At 70.2% G+C, this 14,946-nt stretch carries 11 protein-coding genes and 1 pseudogene; 5 read left to right on the forward strand and 7 right to left on the reverse strand.

The window, feature by feature from the left end; all coding sequences use genetic code 11:
- Nucleotides 1-13: 13 nt before the first annotated feature.
- The 5 genes from efeB to Bsp3421_RS06530 all read right to left on the reverse strand — a co-directional run bounded on the left by efeB (nucleotide 14) and on the right by Bsp3421_RS06530 (nucleotide 7,650).
- Nucleotides 14-1,303: an iron uptake transporter deferrochelatase/peroxidase subunit gene (gene efeB / locus Bsp3421_RS06510; RefSeq protein ID WP_273997524.1), complete on the reverse strand. Its 1,290-nt coding sequence runs from the start codon at nucleotides 1,301-1,303 to the stop codon at nucleotides 14-16.
- An 8-nt stretch (nucleotides 1,304-1,311) separates the two neighbouring features.
- Entirely contained in the window at nucleotides 1,312-2,454 is a 1,143-nt protein-coding gene (locus tag Bsp3421_RS06515; protein WP_273997525.1) for a hypothetical protein, read from the reverse strand.
- Between the two features lie 67 nt (nucleotides 2,455-2,521).
- Nucleotides 2,522-3,982 (reverse strand): carbohydrate porin, encoded by a 1,461-nt coding sequence (locus tag Bsp3421_RS06520; RefSeq protein WP_273997526.1) that lies wholly within the window; start codon nucleotides 3,980-3,982, stop codon nucleotides 2,522-2,524.
- A gap of 956 nt (nucleotides 3,983-4,938) precedes the next feature.
- Entirely contained in the window at nucleotides 4,939-6,231 is a 1,293-nt protein-coding gene (locus Bsp3421_RS06525; protein WP_273997527.1) for an MFS transporter, read from the reverse strand.
- Between the two features lie 273 nt (nucleotides 6,232-6,504).
- On the reverse strand, nucleotides 6,505-7,650 hold the full coding sequence (locus Bsp3421_RS06530) for a branched-chain amino acid ABC transporter substrate-binding protein (RefSeq protein WP_273997528.1): 1,146 nt from the start codon (nucleotides 7,648-7,650) through the stop codon (nucleotides 6,505-6,507).
- 334 nt (nucleotides 7,651-7,984) lie between these two features.
- On the opposite strand from Bsp3421_RS06530, the gene Bsp3421_RS06535 reads away from it, so the two are divergent.
- Genes Bsp3421_RS06535 through Bsp3421_RS06555 form a run of 5 tightly spaced genes read left to right on the forward strand, consistent with a single transcriptional unit; the run spans nucleotide 7,985 to nucleotide 12,454 of the window.
- Entirely contained in the window at nucleotides 7,985-8,944 is a 960-nt protein-coding gene (locus Bsp3421_RS06535; RefSeq protein ID WP_273997529.1) for a 4-hydroxyproline epimerase, read from the forward strand.
- Nucleotides 8,944-10,074: an NAD(P)/FAD-dependent oxidoreductase gene (locus Bsp3421_RS06540; protein WP_273997530.1), complete on the forward strand. Its 1,131-nt coding sequence runs from the start codon at nucleotides 8,944-8,946 to the stop codon at nucleotides 10,072-10,074. Before Bsp3421_RS06535 ends, Bsp3421_RS06540 begins: the two co-directional genes overlap by 1 nt.
- The gene (locus Bsp3421_RS06545) at nucleotides 10,067-10,336 is read left to right on the forward strand and encodes a (2Fe-2S)-binding protein (protein ID WP_273997532.1); all 270 of its coding nucleotides are present in this window, start codon (nucleotides 10,067-10,069) and stop codon (nucleotides 10,334-10,336) included. The genes Bsp3421_RS06540 and Bsp3421_RS06545 overlap by 8 nt, the downstream gene beginning before the upstream one ends.
- Nucleotides 10,333-11,622: an FAD-dependent oxidoreductase gene (locus tag Bsp3421_RS06550; protein WP_273997533.1), complete on the forward strand. Its 1,290-nt coding sequence runs from the start codon at nucleotides 10,333-10,335 to the stop codon at nucleotides 11,620-11,622. The genes Bsp3421_RS06545 and Bsp3421_RS06550 overlap by 4 nt, the downstream gene beginning before the upstream one ends.
- A gap of 34 nt (nucleotides 11,623-11,656) precedes the next feature.
- The gene (locus tag Bsp3421_RS06555; protein WP_273997534.1) at nucleotides 11,657-12,454 is read left to right on the forward strand and encodes an AraC family transcriptional regulator; all 798 of its coding nucleotides are present in this window, start codon (nucleotides 11,657-11,659) and stop codon (nucleotides 12,452-12,454) included.
- Nucleotides 12,455-12,521: 67 nt separating this feature from the next.
- Here the strand turns inward: Bsp3421_RS06555 and Bsp3421_RS06560 are convergent, their stop codons facing one another.
- The gene (locus tag Bsp3421_RS06560) at nucleotides 12,522-12,791 is read right to left on the reverse strand and encodes a hypothetical protein (protein ID WP_273997535.1); all 270 of its coding nucleotides are present in this window, start codon (nucleotides 12,789-12,791) and stop codon (nucleotides 12,522-12,524) included.
- A gap of 155 nt (nucleotides 12,792-12,946) precedes the next feature.
- Nucleotides 12,947-14,850 (reverse strand): annotated as a pseudogene (locus Bsp3421_RS06565) (bifunctional sugar phosphate isomerase/epimerase/4-hydroxyphenylpyruvate dioxygenase family protein).
- Between the last annotated feature and the right edge of the window lie 96 nt (nucleotides 14,851-14,946).

The following is a 14,946-nucleotide window of genomic DNA, read 5'->3' on the forward strand; positions in this document are numbered from 1 at the left end:
AGCGCGACGCCGTTCAGGCGTCGAACAGCTCCGAACCGATGTAGGAACCCGGCTTCGCGCCCGGCGGGCACGCGAAGATCGCGCTGCCGACGTGGGTCGTGAACTGGTTCATGATGTCCATCCTGGCGAGCTTCTCGTTGATCGGAATGAAGCCCTTGCGCGGGTCGCGCTGGTGCGCGACGAACATCAGCCCCGCGTCGTACTCGGTCTGCTGGCGCCACGGCGGCCAACGCTCGATGTAGAACCCGGTGCTGTCGTTGTACGAGTACGCGCGGCGCAGGATCTGCGCGCCGTTGTTGGTCTCCGCCGCGGCGAGGCGCGCATGCGAGTTGTCCGGGATCACCGGATTGCCGTCCTTGTCCGCCGCGTCCAGGTCGAGCGGCTCGAACTCGCGCTGCTTGCCGAGCGGCGCGCCGCTGTACTTGTGGCGGCCGACCACCTGTTCCTGGAAGCCGAGTTCCGTGTTGTCCCAGTGTTCGAGCGTGATGCGGATCCGGCGCACGACCGTGTAGGTGCCGTTCTTCATCCACGCCGGGCCTTCGTCGCCCGCCCACACGTAGGCGTTCATCGCGGCCGGGTCGGACTTCGGCGGATTGTTGGTGCCGTCCTTGAAGCCCATCAGGTTGCGCGGCGTCTCGCCCGGCTTGCCCGAGATGAAGCCGGCCTGGCCCCAGCGCATCTGCGTCGCGTTCGCGCCGAGGCGCACGAGCTGGCGCACCGCGTGGAACGCGACCTGCGCGTCGTTCGCGCAGGCCTGGATGAACAGGTCGCCGCCCGTCTTCTCCGGCAGCAGCTGGTCGCCGTTGAAGCGCGGCAGGTCGACGAGCGCGGCTGGCCGGCGCTGCGCGAGACCGTAGCGGTCCTTGCCCGCGGCACTGAACAGGCCGGGCCCGAAGCCGAATGTGATCGTGAGGCCGGCCGCATCGAGGCCGAGCGATTCGCCCGAATCGACGGGCGGCTTGTCGTCGCCGGCCGCCTGCAGCGGCTGCGCGGGCTCGCCGCGCGTCAGGCGCGCGGCCGCATCGGTCCAGGTCTTCAGCAGCGCGATCAGGTCGGCGCGCGTCGCGGCCGTCAGATCGAAGGCGGCGAAGTACGCGTGGCTTTGCTGCGGCGTCACGATGCCGCCCTGGTGCGCGCCGTAGAACGGCTCGACCGCGCCGCTCGCGGCGGCGGGCGGCGCGGCCTGCGCCGCCTGGACGACGGGCGCCGCGCCGGCCGCGAGGCCCGCCGCGACGGCCGCGCCGCCTGCCTTCAGGAAGCCGCGCCGGGCGGGGCGCGGAGGGGAGTTGAGATCGTTGGCCATGATGGAACCTACTTGGCGAGCACCAGGGTGTTGACGTCGTCTTCCACGTAGTAGAAGCCGTCGCCTTCCGGAGTCATGAGGATGCCGAACAGGTCGCCGTTGCCCGGGGGCGACTGCGCCTTGTCGGTATCGATCCAGCGCGCGTACAGCTGCTTGCCGGCGACCGGATCGACCTCGACCACCTGGCCGTTCAGCGCGTTGGTCACGAGCAGGTGGCCGTTCGGCGCGGTGGTCAGCGCGAGCGGGCGGCGCAGGAAGCCGTCGGCGGTCACTTGCCGGCCGACGCCCGCGCTCGTGTCGCGCGTGAGCGGATCGTCGATCTCGACGATGCGGTTGCCGATCGCATCCGACACATAGAGCTTCTTCTGGTCGCCGGACAGCGCGAGGCCGGTCGGGCCGACCAGGAACACGCCCTTGTCCGCCTGCGCGCCGAGGCCGCTCGCGACCACCGTTTCCTGGCGCACGACGGGCGGCTTGCCGTCCGGGATGTCGAGTTCCATGCGCAGCACCGTGGCCTGCTTGAACACGGGCGGGTTGCCGTCCGCGCCGCCGACCCCGAAGCCCGCGTTGCTGACGAACAGCGTCGCGCGGTTGCCCTGGTCGACCACCGCCATGTTGCCCCACGGGTCGTTGATGTTCGGGCTCACGAAGGTCGACGCGACCTTGCCCTGGTTGTCGAGCACGATCATGCAGCCCGCGCCCTTGGTGTTGGTCATGCCGTCGTTGCTCGGCGTGCTGCCGACGATCACCCAGCCGGACTTCAGCACGGTCATCGCGGTGGCGAGGCCGACGCCGCCGGGGCAGCCCTTCAGGTCGCGCGGCACGGTCGCGAACACGCTCAACTGCCTGGTCGACGGCCGGTACGTGACGATCGTGCTGCCGGTGCCTTGCAGGTTGGCCGAGTTGTTGAAGTTGTCGACCAGCACGTCGCCCTGCTGGAGCGCGCCCGACGTGACGGGCGAGATCGCGAGCGCGTAGGGATTCTGGTCGCCGTTGTCGGGCACGGTGTTGACCAGCGTGGTGTGACGATGCAGCGTTTCAAGGAAGCCCTGGGGCTCGGCGTGCGCGAGGCCGGCGGCCGCGAGCGCGAAGCCGGCGGCGAGCACGCGCAGCGTGCGGCGCGGCGACGGGTGGAACGAAAACGGGACCATCGATGTATCTCCTGACTGGCGCGCCGCCGTGGGCGGGCGGCGCGCGGAACAAACTGGGCCGCGCCGATCAGAACGTGATCGTCGTGCGCATGCCGATCACGAACGTATTGCGCAGCGGCTGCGTCTGGTCGACCGGATTCTGGCCGGCGCCCGCATTGAAGGTGTACTGCGCGTCGGCCTGCAGCTGCCACCACTGGTTGACCTGGTACTGATAGGTCGCCTCGATCGTGGTTTCGCTGGTGCGCACGCCGTACGGGCCGAGCGCCGCGTAGTCCTGGTCGATGGCGGTCACGTGATTGCCGACCTTCAGGTACGTGACGGCGAGCCCGACGCTGTCGTTGTCGCGGCCTTCGAACGGCCCCTTCAGCACGACGCCGACATTGGCCGCGAGGCTGACGAGGTTGCGGTCGCCCGGCGCGCCCATCACGCGCGCGAACACGCCGAGGCTTTTCGCGCCGGTCGGGTCCGGACGCCAGAGCATCTGGTCGGCAACCGCGTAGAGGCTGTAGTCGCCGTGATGCTGCTGGTTGACGCCCGTCGACGACGAACTCGCGAGCGACTGGCCGCTGGTGTCGATCTGCGGATCGTTGAAGCGGCCGTTGTGATACCAGACGCCGACCTTGTAGGTGCCGGGCAGGCCCGTCGACGGGCCCAGGTCCATCTGGCCTTCGGACGGCTGGTTGAGCGCGTACTGCAACTCGCCGATGAACAGCGTGCCGTTGTGCAGGTTGAAGTTGGTGCCGCTCAGGTTGTTCGGGTTGTTGCCGAGCGGATCGCCGTCGAACACGCCGGCGAGGCCGGTGATGGACGGCGTGATCTGGCCGCGCACGCGCACGCCGAGGCCGGCGAGCGGATACGCGGGGCCGCCGTTGGGCAGGTCGTACGAGGGCAGCGACGGCCAGCCGAACATCGTGTTGACGAAGGTCGCCGCGTACTGGCTGACGATGAATTCCTGGTCGAGGCTCTGCTGACCGATCTTGACGTCGAGGCGCTTGTTGAAGAACGACTGCTGATACCACAGATCCCACAGGCGGGTGGTGTCCTGCGCCTCGATGCCGCTCGCGGTGTTCAGCGTGCCGAGGTTGTACTGGCTCAGGTTGCGGCCGTGGATGTTCAGCGCGCTGGCGTTGAAGGTGCCGCCGGGCAGGCCGAATGCCTTTTGCGTGTCGACGCTCAGGGTGGCGGTGGTCAGGCCGTCATAGGTGCCGCCGCGATTGAGGCCGCCGCGCAGGTTCGCGAGATACTCGCTGACCTCGGTGACGGCGAGCGTGGCGCCGTAGTGGGCGAGCCACGGCCGGACCCCGCCCATGTCGCCGAGCAGGTTCTGGCGCGACCATACGCCGGTCCATTGGCTCGCCGGCTTCGCCTGGATCGCGAGGTCGGCTTCCGGCGCTTCGGGGAGCGCATCGGGCGACACCTCGGCGTGGGCGGCAGTGCTGAGCAGCCACGCGCAGGCGAGTGCCGCCTGGCGGGCCGTCATGCGCGGACGTTGGCGGACCTGGCGTCCAAATGACGACGCGAATTTCATGCAACTCCCTTTTTATTCTCAACGCGGGTTAATGCATTCGCATTAACCGGCATACACGATGGAACCCCGGCGCGACACGCGTTTCGACGTGTTGCGGGCGCATCGTATGCAGGCGGAATCGTGAAGTCAATACAAATGAGAATGATTCTCGTATAGATTACTGAACGTAATGACGGGGCTTACGGAGGGAGGAAGCGGGGTGTTTTGACGTAAGTGAAATGAAATAGTCTATGTAATGTATTTGATGGTTTTGAAGTGTGCTTTGAAATGAATTTCTGAAGATTTCTTCAGTTGTCTATTCGTCAATCATGAATTGAAGATATTCGGTTTTGGATTGAATTGTTTTGAAGCGCGCGCGATGGGAATCAAGGGAAGGCGGGATGCGGGCGGCGCGCACGCGATGGAGTTGGAGGTGATTCGCGATGCGCTCCGCATGCTCGATGCGCGCGATCGTGCAATCACGTCGTGGCTGCGCGATAGCGTGACGCCTGCCGCGGCGGCGCTCGATGCGATTCGTCCCGGGCGCGGACGGTTGAAGACGTGCGCGCCGTGTTTGCGCAACGCCGCGCCGCACGTTCGTGAGCGGCGGGGGGGTATTCCGGCAGGGGGCGCGGCGTCGGGCGATCAGATCGAGCGGGGCGCGGCACGGGACGAGGTGCCGGCGGCCTTGTGCATGACGTATTACGGTCGCCGCAGCACCCGTCGCGTCGAGAATCCCGTCGTGTGCCGAGTCGGTCAGGATGCCGAGCGGGATCGGGACGATGGGAGCCCCGACCGAGCCGTTCGCGCAAGACTCACCGGAATGAACTGTGTGCTGCGCGCGTGGCGGCGGGTGTGCCTCCCGTACACGCGATGCATGCCGGGCTTGAATCCCCGGGCCGGGAATCGGGCCGCGCCGTGCGCGACGGCGCCCCCGGTTCCCATGGACACGGCCGGCGCGCGGCCGGCCGCCCCACTCAGCGCGCGTCCCGCGCGAACAGGCTCGCGATCCCGCCCAGCACGCAGATCACCGCGACATACACGGCCGGCGCGAGCGGATTCGATTTCATCATCAGCGACACGATCACCGGCGTGAGCCCGCCGAACACCGCATACGCCACGTTGTACGAGAACGAGATGCCCGAGAAGCGCACGATGGGCGGAAAGCTCTTCACCATCACGAACGGCACCACGCCGATCGTGCCGACGAGGAACCCCGCGAGCGCATACAGCGGCACGAGTTTCGACGTATCGATCGCGAGCTGCGAGAACAGCGTGTAATAGCAGCCGGCGAGCAGGAGGCCGCCGATCAGCAGCACGGGCCGCGCGCCGATCCGGTCGGCGAGCGAGCCGGCCGTGATGCAGCCGGCCGTCAGGCACAGCGTCGCGATGCTGTTCGCGAACAGCGCCTCGGCGGCCGCGAGGTGGAACTGCTTCTGCAACAGGCTGGGCGTCATCAGGATCACGACCACGATCGCGGCCGACAGCATCCAGGTGAGCAGCATCGACACCAGCACCGCGCGCCCGTGATCGCGCAGCACCGCCTTCATCGGGATCTCGGCGGCGAGCGTCTTCTTCGCCTTCATCTCGGCGAACACCGGTGTCTCGTGCAGCCAGCGCCGCAGGTACACGGAGAACAGGCCGAACAGGCCGCCCAGCAGGAACGGGATGCGCCACGCGAACGCGGCGACCTCGGCGGGCGCGTAGCGGCTGTTGATCGCGGTCGCGACCAGCGAGCCGAGCAGGATGCCGGCCGTGAGGCCGGCGGTCAGCGTGCCGCACGCGTAGCCGATGCGGCGCGACGGCACGTGCTCGGACACGAACACCCAGGCGCCCGGCACTTCGCCGCCGACCGCGGCGCCCTGCAGCACGCGGAACAGCAGCAGCAACACCGGCGCGAGGATGCCGATGCTGTCGTAGGTCGGCAGCAGGCCCATCAGCAGCGTCGGCACCGACATCAGCAGCACGCTGAGCGTGAACATGCGCTTGCGCCCGACCAGGTCGCCGAAGTGGGCCATGATGATGCCGCCGAGCGGGCGCGCGAGATAGCCGGCCGCGAAGATGCCGAAGGTCTGCAACTGGCGCAGCCAGTCGGGAATGTCGTGCGGGAAGAACAGCTGGCCGATCGCGGGCGCGAAGAACACGAAGATGATGAAGTCGTAGAACTCCAGCGCGCCGCCCAGCGCGGCGAGGCCGAGGGTCTTGTAGTCCTGGCGGGTGAGCGGTCGTTCTGCGGCGCGTGCGGCGCCGCTCAATTCGGATGCGTGCATGTCAGGGCGATCAGGGTTCGCGTGTTATTTATTGTCGGACGCCGCATGGGCGGCGGCAGGTCGTCGCAACGGCAGCGCCGGCGCCGGGTGAAGCACGGCGCACGAACCGCGCGGGCCGCGAGACGGCGCGCGGCCGGACGGCGAGGCGGAGCTTGACGCGGGCCGGACGATTCTACAGGAGCGTGGGGCGCGCTCCGGCACGTGTTTCCCCGGATATCGAGGACGCGCGCGGCCCTGTTCGCGCGCGCCGGAACCCGGTTGCGGCGCGGCGGCTCAGTGGCCGGCGAGCGTGTCGATCGGCTTGAACGCGCCGCGCTCGACCCGGTAGATCGTCACGGGCGCGTCGCGCAGGTCGCCGTGCGCGTCGTACGCGATCCGGTCGGCGGACACACCCTTGATCGCCACCTTGGCCACGTACGGCCCATACACCTTCGGATCGGTCGAATTGGCGTTCTTCATGGCGGTCAGGAGCGCGATCGTGCCGTCGTACGCATAGGGCGAATAGGTGATCACGTCCTCGTTGAAGCGCGCCTTGTAGCGCGCCGCATAACCCGCGAAGCCCGGCATCTTCTCCTTGGGCAGGCCGCCCATGTAGACGATCGCGCCTTCCGCCGCGTCGCCGCCGACCTTGAGGAAGGTCGGCGAACGCGACATCTCGCCTGTCACGAACGCGGCCTTGATGCCGAGCTGGCGCATCTTGCGGATCATCGGCGACGATTGCGCGTCGCCGCCGCCGTAGAAGATCGCATCGGGATTGAGGCCCTTCAGGTTGGTCAGGATCGCCGCGAAGTCGAGCGCCTTGTCGTTCGTGAAGTCGCGCTTGACGATCGCGCCACCCGCCGCCTGCACCGCGCTCGCGAATTCGTCGGCGATGCCCTGGCCGTACGCGGTGCGGTCGTCGATGATCGCCACGCGCGTGTAGTGCAGCGTCTTGACCGCATAGGTGCCGACGATGCGGCCCGCCTGCGCGTCGCTCGTGAGCAGGCGGAAGGTGGTCTTGTAGCCGCGCGCGGTGTACTGCGGCGAGGTCGCCATCGAGATCTGCGGCAGCCCCGCGCGGTCGTAGAGGTCGGAGGCCGGGATGCTCGTGCCCGAGTTGAAATGGCCGATCACGCCGCGCACGTCGTCGTCGATCAGGCGCTGCGCGACCGTCGTGCCGGTGCGGGGATCGGCCTGGTCGTCCTGCGAATCGAGCACGACGGTGACGGGGTGGCCGCCGATCACCGGATGCGTCGCATTGAAGTCGGCGATCGCGAGCTGCACGCCTTTCTGCATGTCCGCGCCGTAATTGGCCTGCGGTCCGGTGAGCGGCGCGGCGAAGCCGATCTTGACCACGTCGGCGGCGTTCGCCTGGACGGCGGAGAACGCGGCGAGCGCGGCGGTCGCGGCCAGCGCGAAGTGCGATACCTTCAGCTTCACTTTCACTTCCCCTTTGCGTGATGGGCCGGTGGTGGGCCGCCGGCCGGTTGGCGATGAATCCGGAGGCGCGCCCGGCGTCGCGCTGTGCCGCAATCGGCGCATCCGCGACGCCTTGGCGAGGGCTGCCGTGCGGCCCGTCGGACGGGTGGCGGCACCCTGCAGGCGCATTCCGGAACGCAGTCTAGGTAGCGAAAATCCGGCCGTCTTGCGCGATCCGCACGTGGCGCGCGACGATTTCGGCATATCGGCGGTTACCCTGATATATGCCGAAATCGTCATGCGCCGCGCGTAATGCCGCCAAGACGCGAGGGGGCGCCATTTTTACGATGGCGGCATGAAAACACTCGAGTACATCGATTCGCACACGGGCGGTGAACCTACCCGCCTCGTCGTGTCGGGGGGGCCGGATCTCGGCGGCGGCGCGCTGGCCGAGCGGCTCGAACGCTTTCGCGCGGAGCATGACGACTGGCGCGCGGCGATCGTCACGGAGCCGCGCGGCTCCGACGTGGTGGTCGGCGCCCTGCTGTGCGAGCCGGTCGATCCCGGCTGTGCCGCGGGCGTCATTTTCTTCAACAACGTCGGCTATCTCGGCATGTGCGGCCACGGCACGATCGGCCTCGTCCGCTCGCTCGCGCACCTGGGGCGCATCGGGCCGGGCGCGCACCGGATCGAGACGCCGGTGGGCGTCGTCGAGGCGACGTTGAACGCCGACGGCTCGATCGCGGTGCGCAACGTGCCCGCGTATCGCTACCGTCGGGCGGTGACGGTCGACGTGCCGGCGCATGGCCCGCTCGTCGGCGACATCGCCTGGGGCGGCAACTGGTTTTTCCTGGTCGCCGAGCACGGCCGCGCGCTCGATCCCGCCCATCTCGCCGAGTTGACGGCGTTCACCTCGGCGATCCGCGACGCGCTCGTCGCGCAGGGCATCACCGGCGCGCGCGGCGCGCTGATCGATCACATCGAGCTGTTCGGTCCGCCCTCGCGCGCGGGGCTCGACAGCCGCAACTTCGTGCTGTGTCCGGGCCGCGCGTACGACCGCTCGCCGTGCGGCACCGGCACGAGCGCGAAGGCCGCGTGCCTGGCCGCCGACGGCAAGCTCGCGGCGGGCGGCGTATGGCGGCAGGAAAGCATCATCGGCAGCGTGTTCGAGGCGCGCTACGCGCCGCATCCCGAGCGCATCGAAGGCGAGCCGGCGATCGTGCCGACGCTCACCGGACGCGCGCACATCATGGCGGAAGGGCGGCTGTGCTTCGAGGCGGACGATCCGTTCGCGCGCGGCATCCGGCTGGGCTGATGGCGCGCGCGGACGTCATCGTCGTCGGCGCGGGGATCGTCGGCGCGGCGTGCGCGGCGGAGTTGGCCGCGCGCGGGCTGCGGGTCGCGGTGGTGGACTCGGGCGGGATCGGCGGCGGTGTCACGGCGGCCGGCATGGGGCATCTCGTCGTGATGAACGATACGCCGGCCGAGTTCGCGCTGTCGCGTTATTCGCTCGAGCTGTGGCATGCGCTCGCGCCGCAGCTGCGCGAGCGCGATGCGTTCGTCCGCTGCGGCACGCTGTGGGTGGCCGCCGACGACGAGGAGCTGGCGGCGGCGCGCGCGATGCAGGCGGGCCTGGCGGCCGGGCGCGTCGCGGCGGCGCTGATCGATGCGCACGAGCTGCGCGCGCGCGAGCCCGCGCTGGCGCCCGGGCTCGCGGGCGGGCTGCTGGTCGAGCGCGACAGCATCGTCTATGCACCGGCGGCGGCCGAGTGGCTGCTGACGTGTTCGCCGGGCGCGGCGCGCATCGCATTGCACCTGCATGCCGAGGTGATCGAGGTCGAGCGCGGCGCGGTGCGGCTCGCGGGCGGCGCGCGGCTCGGCGCCGCGCAGGTCGTGCTCGCGAACGGCATCGACGCGCGGCGTTTCGCGCCCTGGCTGCCGCTCGTGCCGAAGAAGGGCCACCTGTTGGTCACCGATCGCTATCCGGGCACGCTGTCGCACCAGTTGCTGGAACTGGGCTATATCAAGAGCGCGCATCACGCGACCGGCACCTCGGTCGCGTTCAACGCGCAGCCGCGCCCGACCGGCCAGTTGCTGATCGGCTCGTCGCGGCAGTTCGACACGACCGATCCGGCGGTCGAGCTGCCGGTGCTCGCGCGCATGCTCGCGCGCGCGGCGCGCTACTTGCCGGGCCTGCCGGCGCTGCACGCGCTGCGCGCCTGGACGGGATTTCGCGCGACCACGCCCGACGGGCTGCCGCTGATCGGCCCGGCGGGGGACGCGCAGCCCGGCGTCTGGCTCGCGACCGGGCACGAGGGGCTCGGCGTGACCACCTCGCTCGCGACCGCGAAGCTGCTGGCCGCGCAGCTCTGCGGCGAGACGGCCGCGATTCCGGGCGCGCCCTACCTGCCGGCGCGCCTGTTGGCCGGAGCCTGCCATGCGTGACGCGAACCTGATCTTGACGATCGACGGCCGGCCCTTGACGGTCGCGGCGGGCAGCACGGTGGCGGCGGCGCTGGTGCTGGCGGGCGGCGTGCGCGGCACGCGCGCGTCGGTGAGCGGCGCGCCGCGCACGATGGTGTGCGGGATGGGCGTGTGCCAGGAATGCCGCGTGACGATCGACGGCCGCGCGCATGTGCTGGCCTGCCAGACGCTCTGCCGCGACGGCATGGCGGTCGACACGACTTTCAATGGGCAAGCGGGATGAATCCACATTACGACGTCGCGATCGTGGGCGCGGGGCCGGCCGGGCTGGCCGCCGCGCATGCGGCCGCGCAGCGGGGCGCGCGCGTGGCGGTGCTCGACGACAATCCGCTGCCGGGCGGCCAGATCTGGCGGCAGGGCCCGGTGTTCGGCGCGGCCGCGCCGCTGAGCGCGGCGCTGCGCGCGCTCGCGGCGCAGCCGTCGGTCACGTGGTGGCGGCGCGCGCGCGTCGCGGCGGTGCTGCCGGGCCGTGCGCTGCTCGTCGACGCCGACGACGCGGGCGGGGTCAGGCTTGGCTACGCGCGCCTGATACTCGCGACCGGCGCGCGCGAGCGCCTGCTGCCGTGCCCGGGCTGGACGCTGCCCGGCGCGACGGGCGCGGGCGGGCTGCAGGCCCTGATCAAGGGCGGCATGCCGGTGCGCGGCGAGCGCATCGTGATCGCGGGCAGCGGGCCGTTGCTGGTGGCGTCGCTCGCGACCGCGCAGGCGGCCGGCGCGCAGGTGGTCGCGGTGGTCGAGCAGGCGTCGCTCGGCGCGCTGGTCCGTTTCGGGCTGTCGCTCGCGGCGACGCCGTCGAAGCTCGCGCAGGCGGCGCGCCTGACGCGCGGCTTCGCCGGCACGACCTACCTGACGGGCAGCGTCGTGCGCGAGATACGCGGCGACGGGCGCGTGCAGGCGGTGGTGGTCGAGACGCCGCGCGGCACGCGCGTGATTCCGTGCGACCGGGTTGCCTGCGGCTATGGCCTCGCGCCCAACACCGGGCTCGCACGCGCACTGGGCTGCGCGCTCGACGACGATGCGATCGCCGTCGACGCGGAGCAGCGCACCTCGGTCGACGCCATCTACGCGGCGGGCGAGTGCACGGGCGTGGGCGGCATGGAGTTGGCGCGCGTCGAGGGCGAACTGGCCGGCTGGGCGGCCGCCGGCGCGACCGCGAGCGACTGGGCCGCGCCGCCCCTCGCGCGGCTGCGGCGCAGCCGCGACGCCTGGCGCGGCTTCGCGGCGCGCGTCGCGCGCGCGTTCGAACTGAGCGACGCGGCGCGCGCGCTGCCGGCCGACGATACCGTGCTGTGCCGCTGCGAGGATGTCACGGTGGGCGCGGTGCGCGTCCATGCGAGCGCGCGCGAGGCGAAGCTGCAGACCCGCTGCGGGATGGGGGCGTGCCAGGGGCGGATATGCGGCGCGGCGCTGCGCACCTATTTCGATTGGGACGAGGCGACGCCGCGTCCGCCGTTCGCGCCGATGCCGATCGCCACGCTGTGCGCGGCGGCCGACGAGGCGCTTCTATAATCGACACGATGCCTACCGATGCGCGAGACCCGGGATGATGACCTTGCTTGCCGTACCGCCTGCGACCTTGCCTGACTCAGCGCGCCCCATGCCGGACGACGGGGGCTTCGCGGCGATGCTCGCGCATTTCTCGCTGCTCGAACCGGTGTTCGACGCGCTGCCCGACGTCGCGTTCTTCGTGAAGGACGTGAACGCGCGCTACGCGCTCGTCAACCGCACGCTGGCGCTGCGCTGCGGCTACAAGGACAAGCGCGCGCTGTATGGCAAGGCCGCCGACGAGGTGTTTCCGCGGCGTTTCGGCCGCAGCTACGTCGAGCAGGACATCGCGATCATCGGCGCGGGCCAGCAGTTGACCGACCAGCTCGAACTGCATCTTTACCCGGGCCGCCAGCCCGGCTGGTGCCTGACCTGCAAGGAGCCGCTGCGCGACGCGCGGGGGCGGGTGGTGGGGCTCGTGGGCATTTCGCGCGACCTGAAGGCGCATGAAGGGTCGCATCCGGCGTACAGCCGGCTCGCCGACGTGGTGCAGTACATCCAGGAGCATTACGTGCAGCCGCTCAACCTCAAGTATCTGGCGGGCATGGCGGGGATGTCGGTCGCGCAGCTCGAGCGCTATTTCCACAAGGTGTTCCACCTGACGCCGCGCCAGGTGCTGCTCAAGACGCGCCTCGACGCGGCGACCGCGCTGCTCGTCAGCCACGACAAGGTGACGGACGTGGCGGCGCTGTGCGGCTACACGGACCATAGCGCGTTTACGCGGCAGTTCAAGGCGACGGTGGGGGTGACGCCGACCGAGTATCGGCTGATGTTGCAGGGGGAGCGTGGCGCGTAGCCGCGCGGCGCCATGCAAACGGCCGGCGCAAGGCCGGCCGGATCGGGTGGGATGCGGGCGTCGCCGCTCAGCGGTAGCCGAGCCCCTTCAGGACGGCGCTGCCGTCGGCGGTCAGGCGGAAGCTGGGTACGGCGTCGGCGTCGGCGCCGGCATTCACCATCTCGATGAGGCCGGCTTCCTGCAGTGCGGGCAGCTCGGGTTTCGCGCTGGCGCTGATCGGGGCGTGCAGCAGGACCAGCAGCGTTGCGATTTCGTGATGGCTGAGCAGGCGGCGCAGCATCGTCTTCCTGGCCTGGGGGACGGCCTGGCGGTCCGCGGGTGTTTCAACGGCGCTCATGGCTTACCTCCTGTCTGGATATGGTTGCGGATGGTGCCGGCCAAAGCTTAAACGATTCTTAAAACCGCCGCTCGCGACCGTCCGGCGCCCGCTTGATCGATGACAGAATGTAACGGCGGCCGGCCCGGCCGGAACCGGATCCACGCCGCCAGCGCTCAATCCGCGGGCGCGCGCCGCTGCGCCTGCGCGGCGAGCCGCACCGCCGCGTTGGCCGCGCCGTAGCCGTCGTAGCCGCCGCGCCGCTCGACCAGTTCGAACGAAAAGCGCTCGTCGATCCGCTCCGTATACGCATGCAGGAACTCGCCGCCGGCGTCGTCGCGGTCGTACAGCAGGTGATGGCGGCGCAGCGTGTCGAGACGCGCGTCGCACAGCGCGTAGCGCGCGGCGAGGTCGTCGTAGTAGTTCGACGGGATGCGCAGGAACGGCACGCCGTCCGCCATGAAGGCCGCGACCGCGCGCACGATGTCGTCGGTGCGGAACGCGACGTGGTTGAGGCCCGGCCCGTGGTAGCGGTCCAGCGCATGCGCGACCGCTGTGTGGCGATCGACCGAGGCGTTGAACACCATCCGCACCGAGCCGTCGGCGCTGCGCACCGCTCGGCTGCGCATCAGTCCATAAGGGTCAGGTACCAGCCAGTCGCGCTCCGCGTCGAAGCCGAACGCGGCCCGGAAGTAGAGCACCCAGGTGTCGAGCGCGTCGGCGGGCAACGAGAGGCACACATGGTCGATCGCGGCGAGGGGGCCGACCTCGGCCGGGCCGTCGATGTCGGTCAGCACGAAATCGGATTCATACAGGGTTGGCGCGCCGGGCGCTTCGTCGACGAAATAGTGAAGGCTGCCGTCGGGCGCCCGCACGCCGGGCAGCACCCGCTCGTCGGGGCCGATCCGCCCGTCGAACGGGGGCGTGGCCGTAGCCGGCCGCGCGTTCGAACGCGACGGCGGCATCGTCGACGCGAAACGCGGATGCGCAGAGCGACAGGCCGTGTTTCTGGAAGAACGCCTCGGCGAACGTGTCGCGCTCGGCGTTCAGCACGATCGACGCGGCGCCGTGCTGGTAGAGCAGCACGTCCTTCGAGCGATGCCGGCCCGCGGGCCGGAAGCGCAGCCGTTCGAGCCAGCCGCCGATTTTCGCGGCGGCCGCGGCGTCCACCGCGAATTCGATGAACTGGAGGCCGACGTGGGCGGGCGCGGCGGGCGGCCCGAACAGCGGCTGGGCGGCGGCGGGGGCGTGGCCGTCGGCGGCGAGGCGCAGGCGGGCCTGCTCCTCCAGGTACAGCAGGGACCGATAGCCGTCGGCCGCGCTCGATGCGGTCGGCGCGGCGCGCAGGCCGTCGTTGAAGATTTCCAGCGACAGCGGCCCGGTATAGCCGGCCTCGATCACGCGCGCGGCGAAGCCGGCGAGGTCGAAATCGCCCTGGCCCGGGAAAGAGCGGTAGTGACGGCTCCATTCGATCACGTCCATGGCGAGCCGGGGGGGCGTCGGCAAGCTGCACGAAGGCGATGCGCGAACCGGGGATCGACGCGATGCCGTCGGGCGCGTCGCCGATCGCGAGCGTGTGGAAGCTGTCCAGCGCGAGCCCGAGATGCGGATGGTTCACGGCGTCGACGAGCCGCCACGCGTGCGCGTAGGTGTTGACCACGCGTCCCCAGGCGAGCGCCTCGTAGGCGGCGACGACGCCTGCTTGCGCGGCGGCGTCCGCGAGCGCGCCCAGTTGGTCGGCCAGCAACGCGTCGCCGGCGAGGGCGTCGGGCGACGCGTTGCTGCAGACGAGGAGCCGGTCGGCCCCCAACGCGTGCATCAGCGCGAACTTGCGCTTCAGGCGTTCGAGATTGCGTGCGAGCTGCGCGGGCGGCACGCCCTCGAAATCGCGGAACGGCTGGAACAGCACGATCTCGAGGCCGAGATCGGCGGCGATGCGCCGGACCTCGGCGGGCGATCCGTCGAAGTAGAGGAGATCGTTCTCGAAGATCTCGACGCCGTCGAAGCCGGCCGCGCGGATGGCCTTGAGTTTCTCGACGAGCGTGCCGGACAGCGAGACGGTGGCGATCGAGCGCTTCATGGGGAGGCCTGTCGAAAGGGGATGGCGCGCCGGAGCCGAGCCGCAGTGAACCATTCGGACACATCGGGTCGGTGCGTTATCCCATATTTATCGGGG

The sequence above is a fragment of the Burkholderia sp. FERM BP-3421 genome (assembly GCF_028657905.1).
GTDB lineage: Bacteria > Pseudomonadota > Gammaproteobacteria > Burkholderiales > Burkholderiaceae > Burkholderia.

Coding starts and splice junctions, on each gene's coding strand:
- efeB (WP_273997524.1), bottom strand. CDS start 1,303: ATGGCCAACGATCTCAACTCCCCTCCGCGCCCCGCCCGGCGCGGCTTC.
- Bsp3421_RS06515 (WP_273997525.1), bottom strand. CDS start 2,454: ATGGTCCCGTTTTCGTTCCACCCGTCGCCGCGCCGCACGCTGCGCGTG.
- Bsp3421_RS06520 (WP_273997526.1), bottom strand. CDS start 3,982: ATGAAATTCGCGTCGTCATTTGGACGCCAGGTCCGCCAACGTCCGCGC.
- Bsp3421_RS06525 (WP_273997527.1), bottom strand. CDS start 6,231: ATGCACGCATCCGAATTGAGCGGCGCCGCACGCGCCGCAGAACGACCG.
- Bsp3421_RS06535 (WP_273997529.1), top strand. CDS start 7,985: ATGAAAACACTCGAGTACATCGATTCGCACACGGGCGGTGAACCTACC.
- Bsp3421_RS06540 (WP_273997530.1), top strand. CDS start 8,944: ATGGCGCGCGCGGACGTCATCGTCGTCGGCGCGGGGATCGTCGGCGCG.
- Bsp3421_RS06545 (WP_273997532.1), top strand. CDS start 10,067: ATGCGTGACGCGAACCTGATCTTGACGATCGACGGCCGGCCCTTGACG.
- Bsp3421_RS06550 (WP_273997533.1), top strand. CDS start 10,333: ATGAATCCACATTACGACGTCGCGATCGTGGGCGCGGGGCCGGCCGGG.
- Bsp3421_RS06555 (WP_273997534.1), top strand. CDS start 11,657: ATGATGACCTTGCTTGCCGTACCGCCTGCGACCTTGCCTGACTCAGCG.
- Bsp3421_RS06560 (WP_273997535.1), bottom strand. CDS start 12,791: ATGAGCGCCGTTGAAACACCCGCGGACCGCCAGGCCGTCCCCCAGGCC.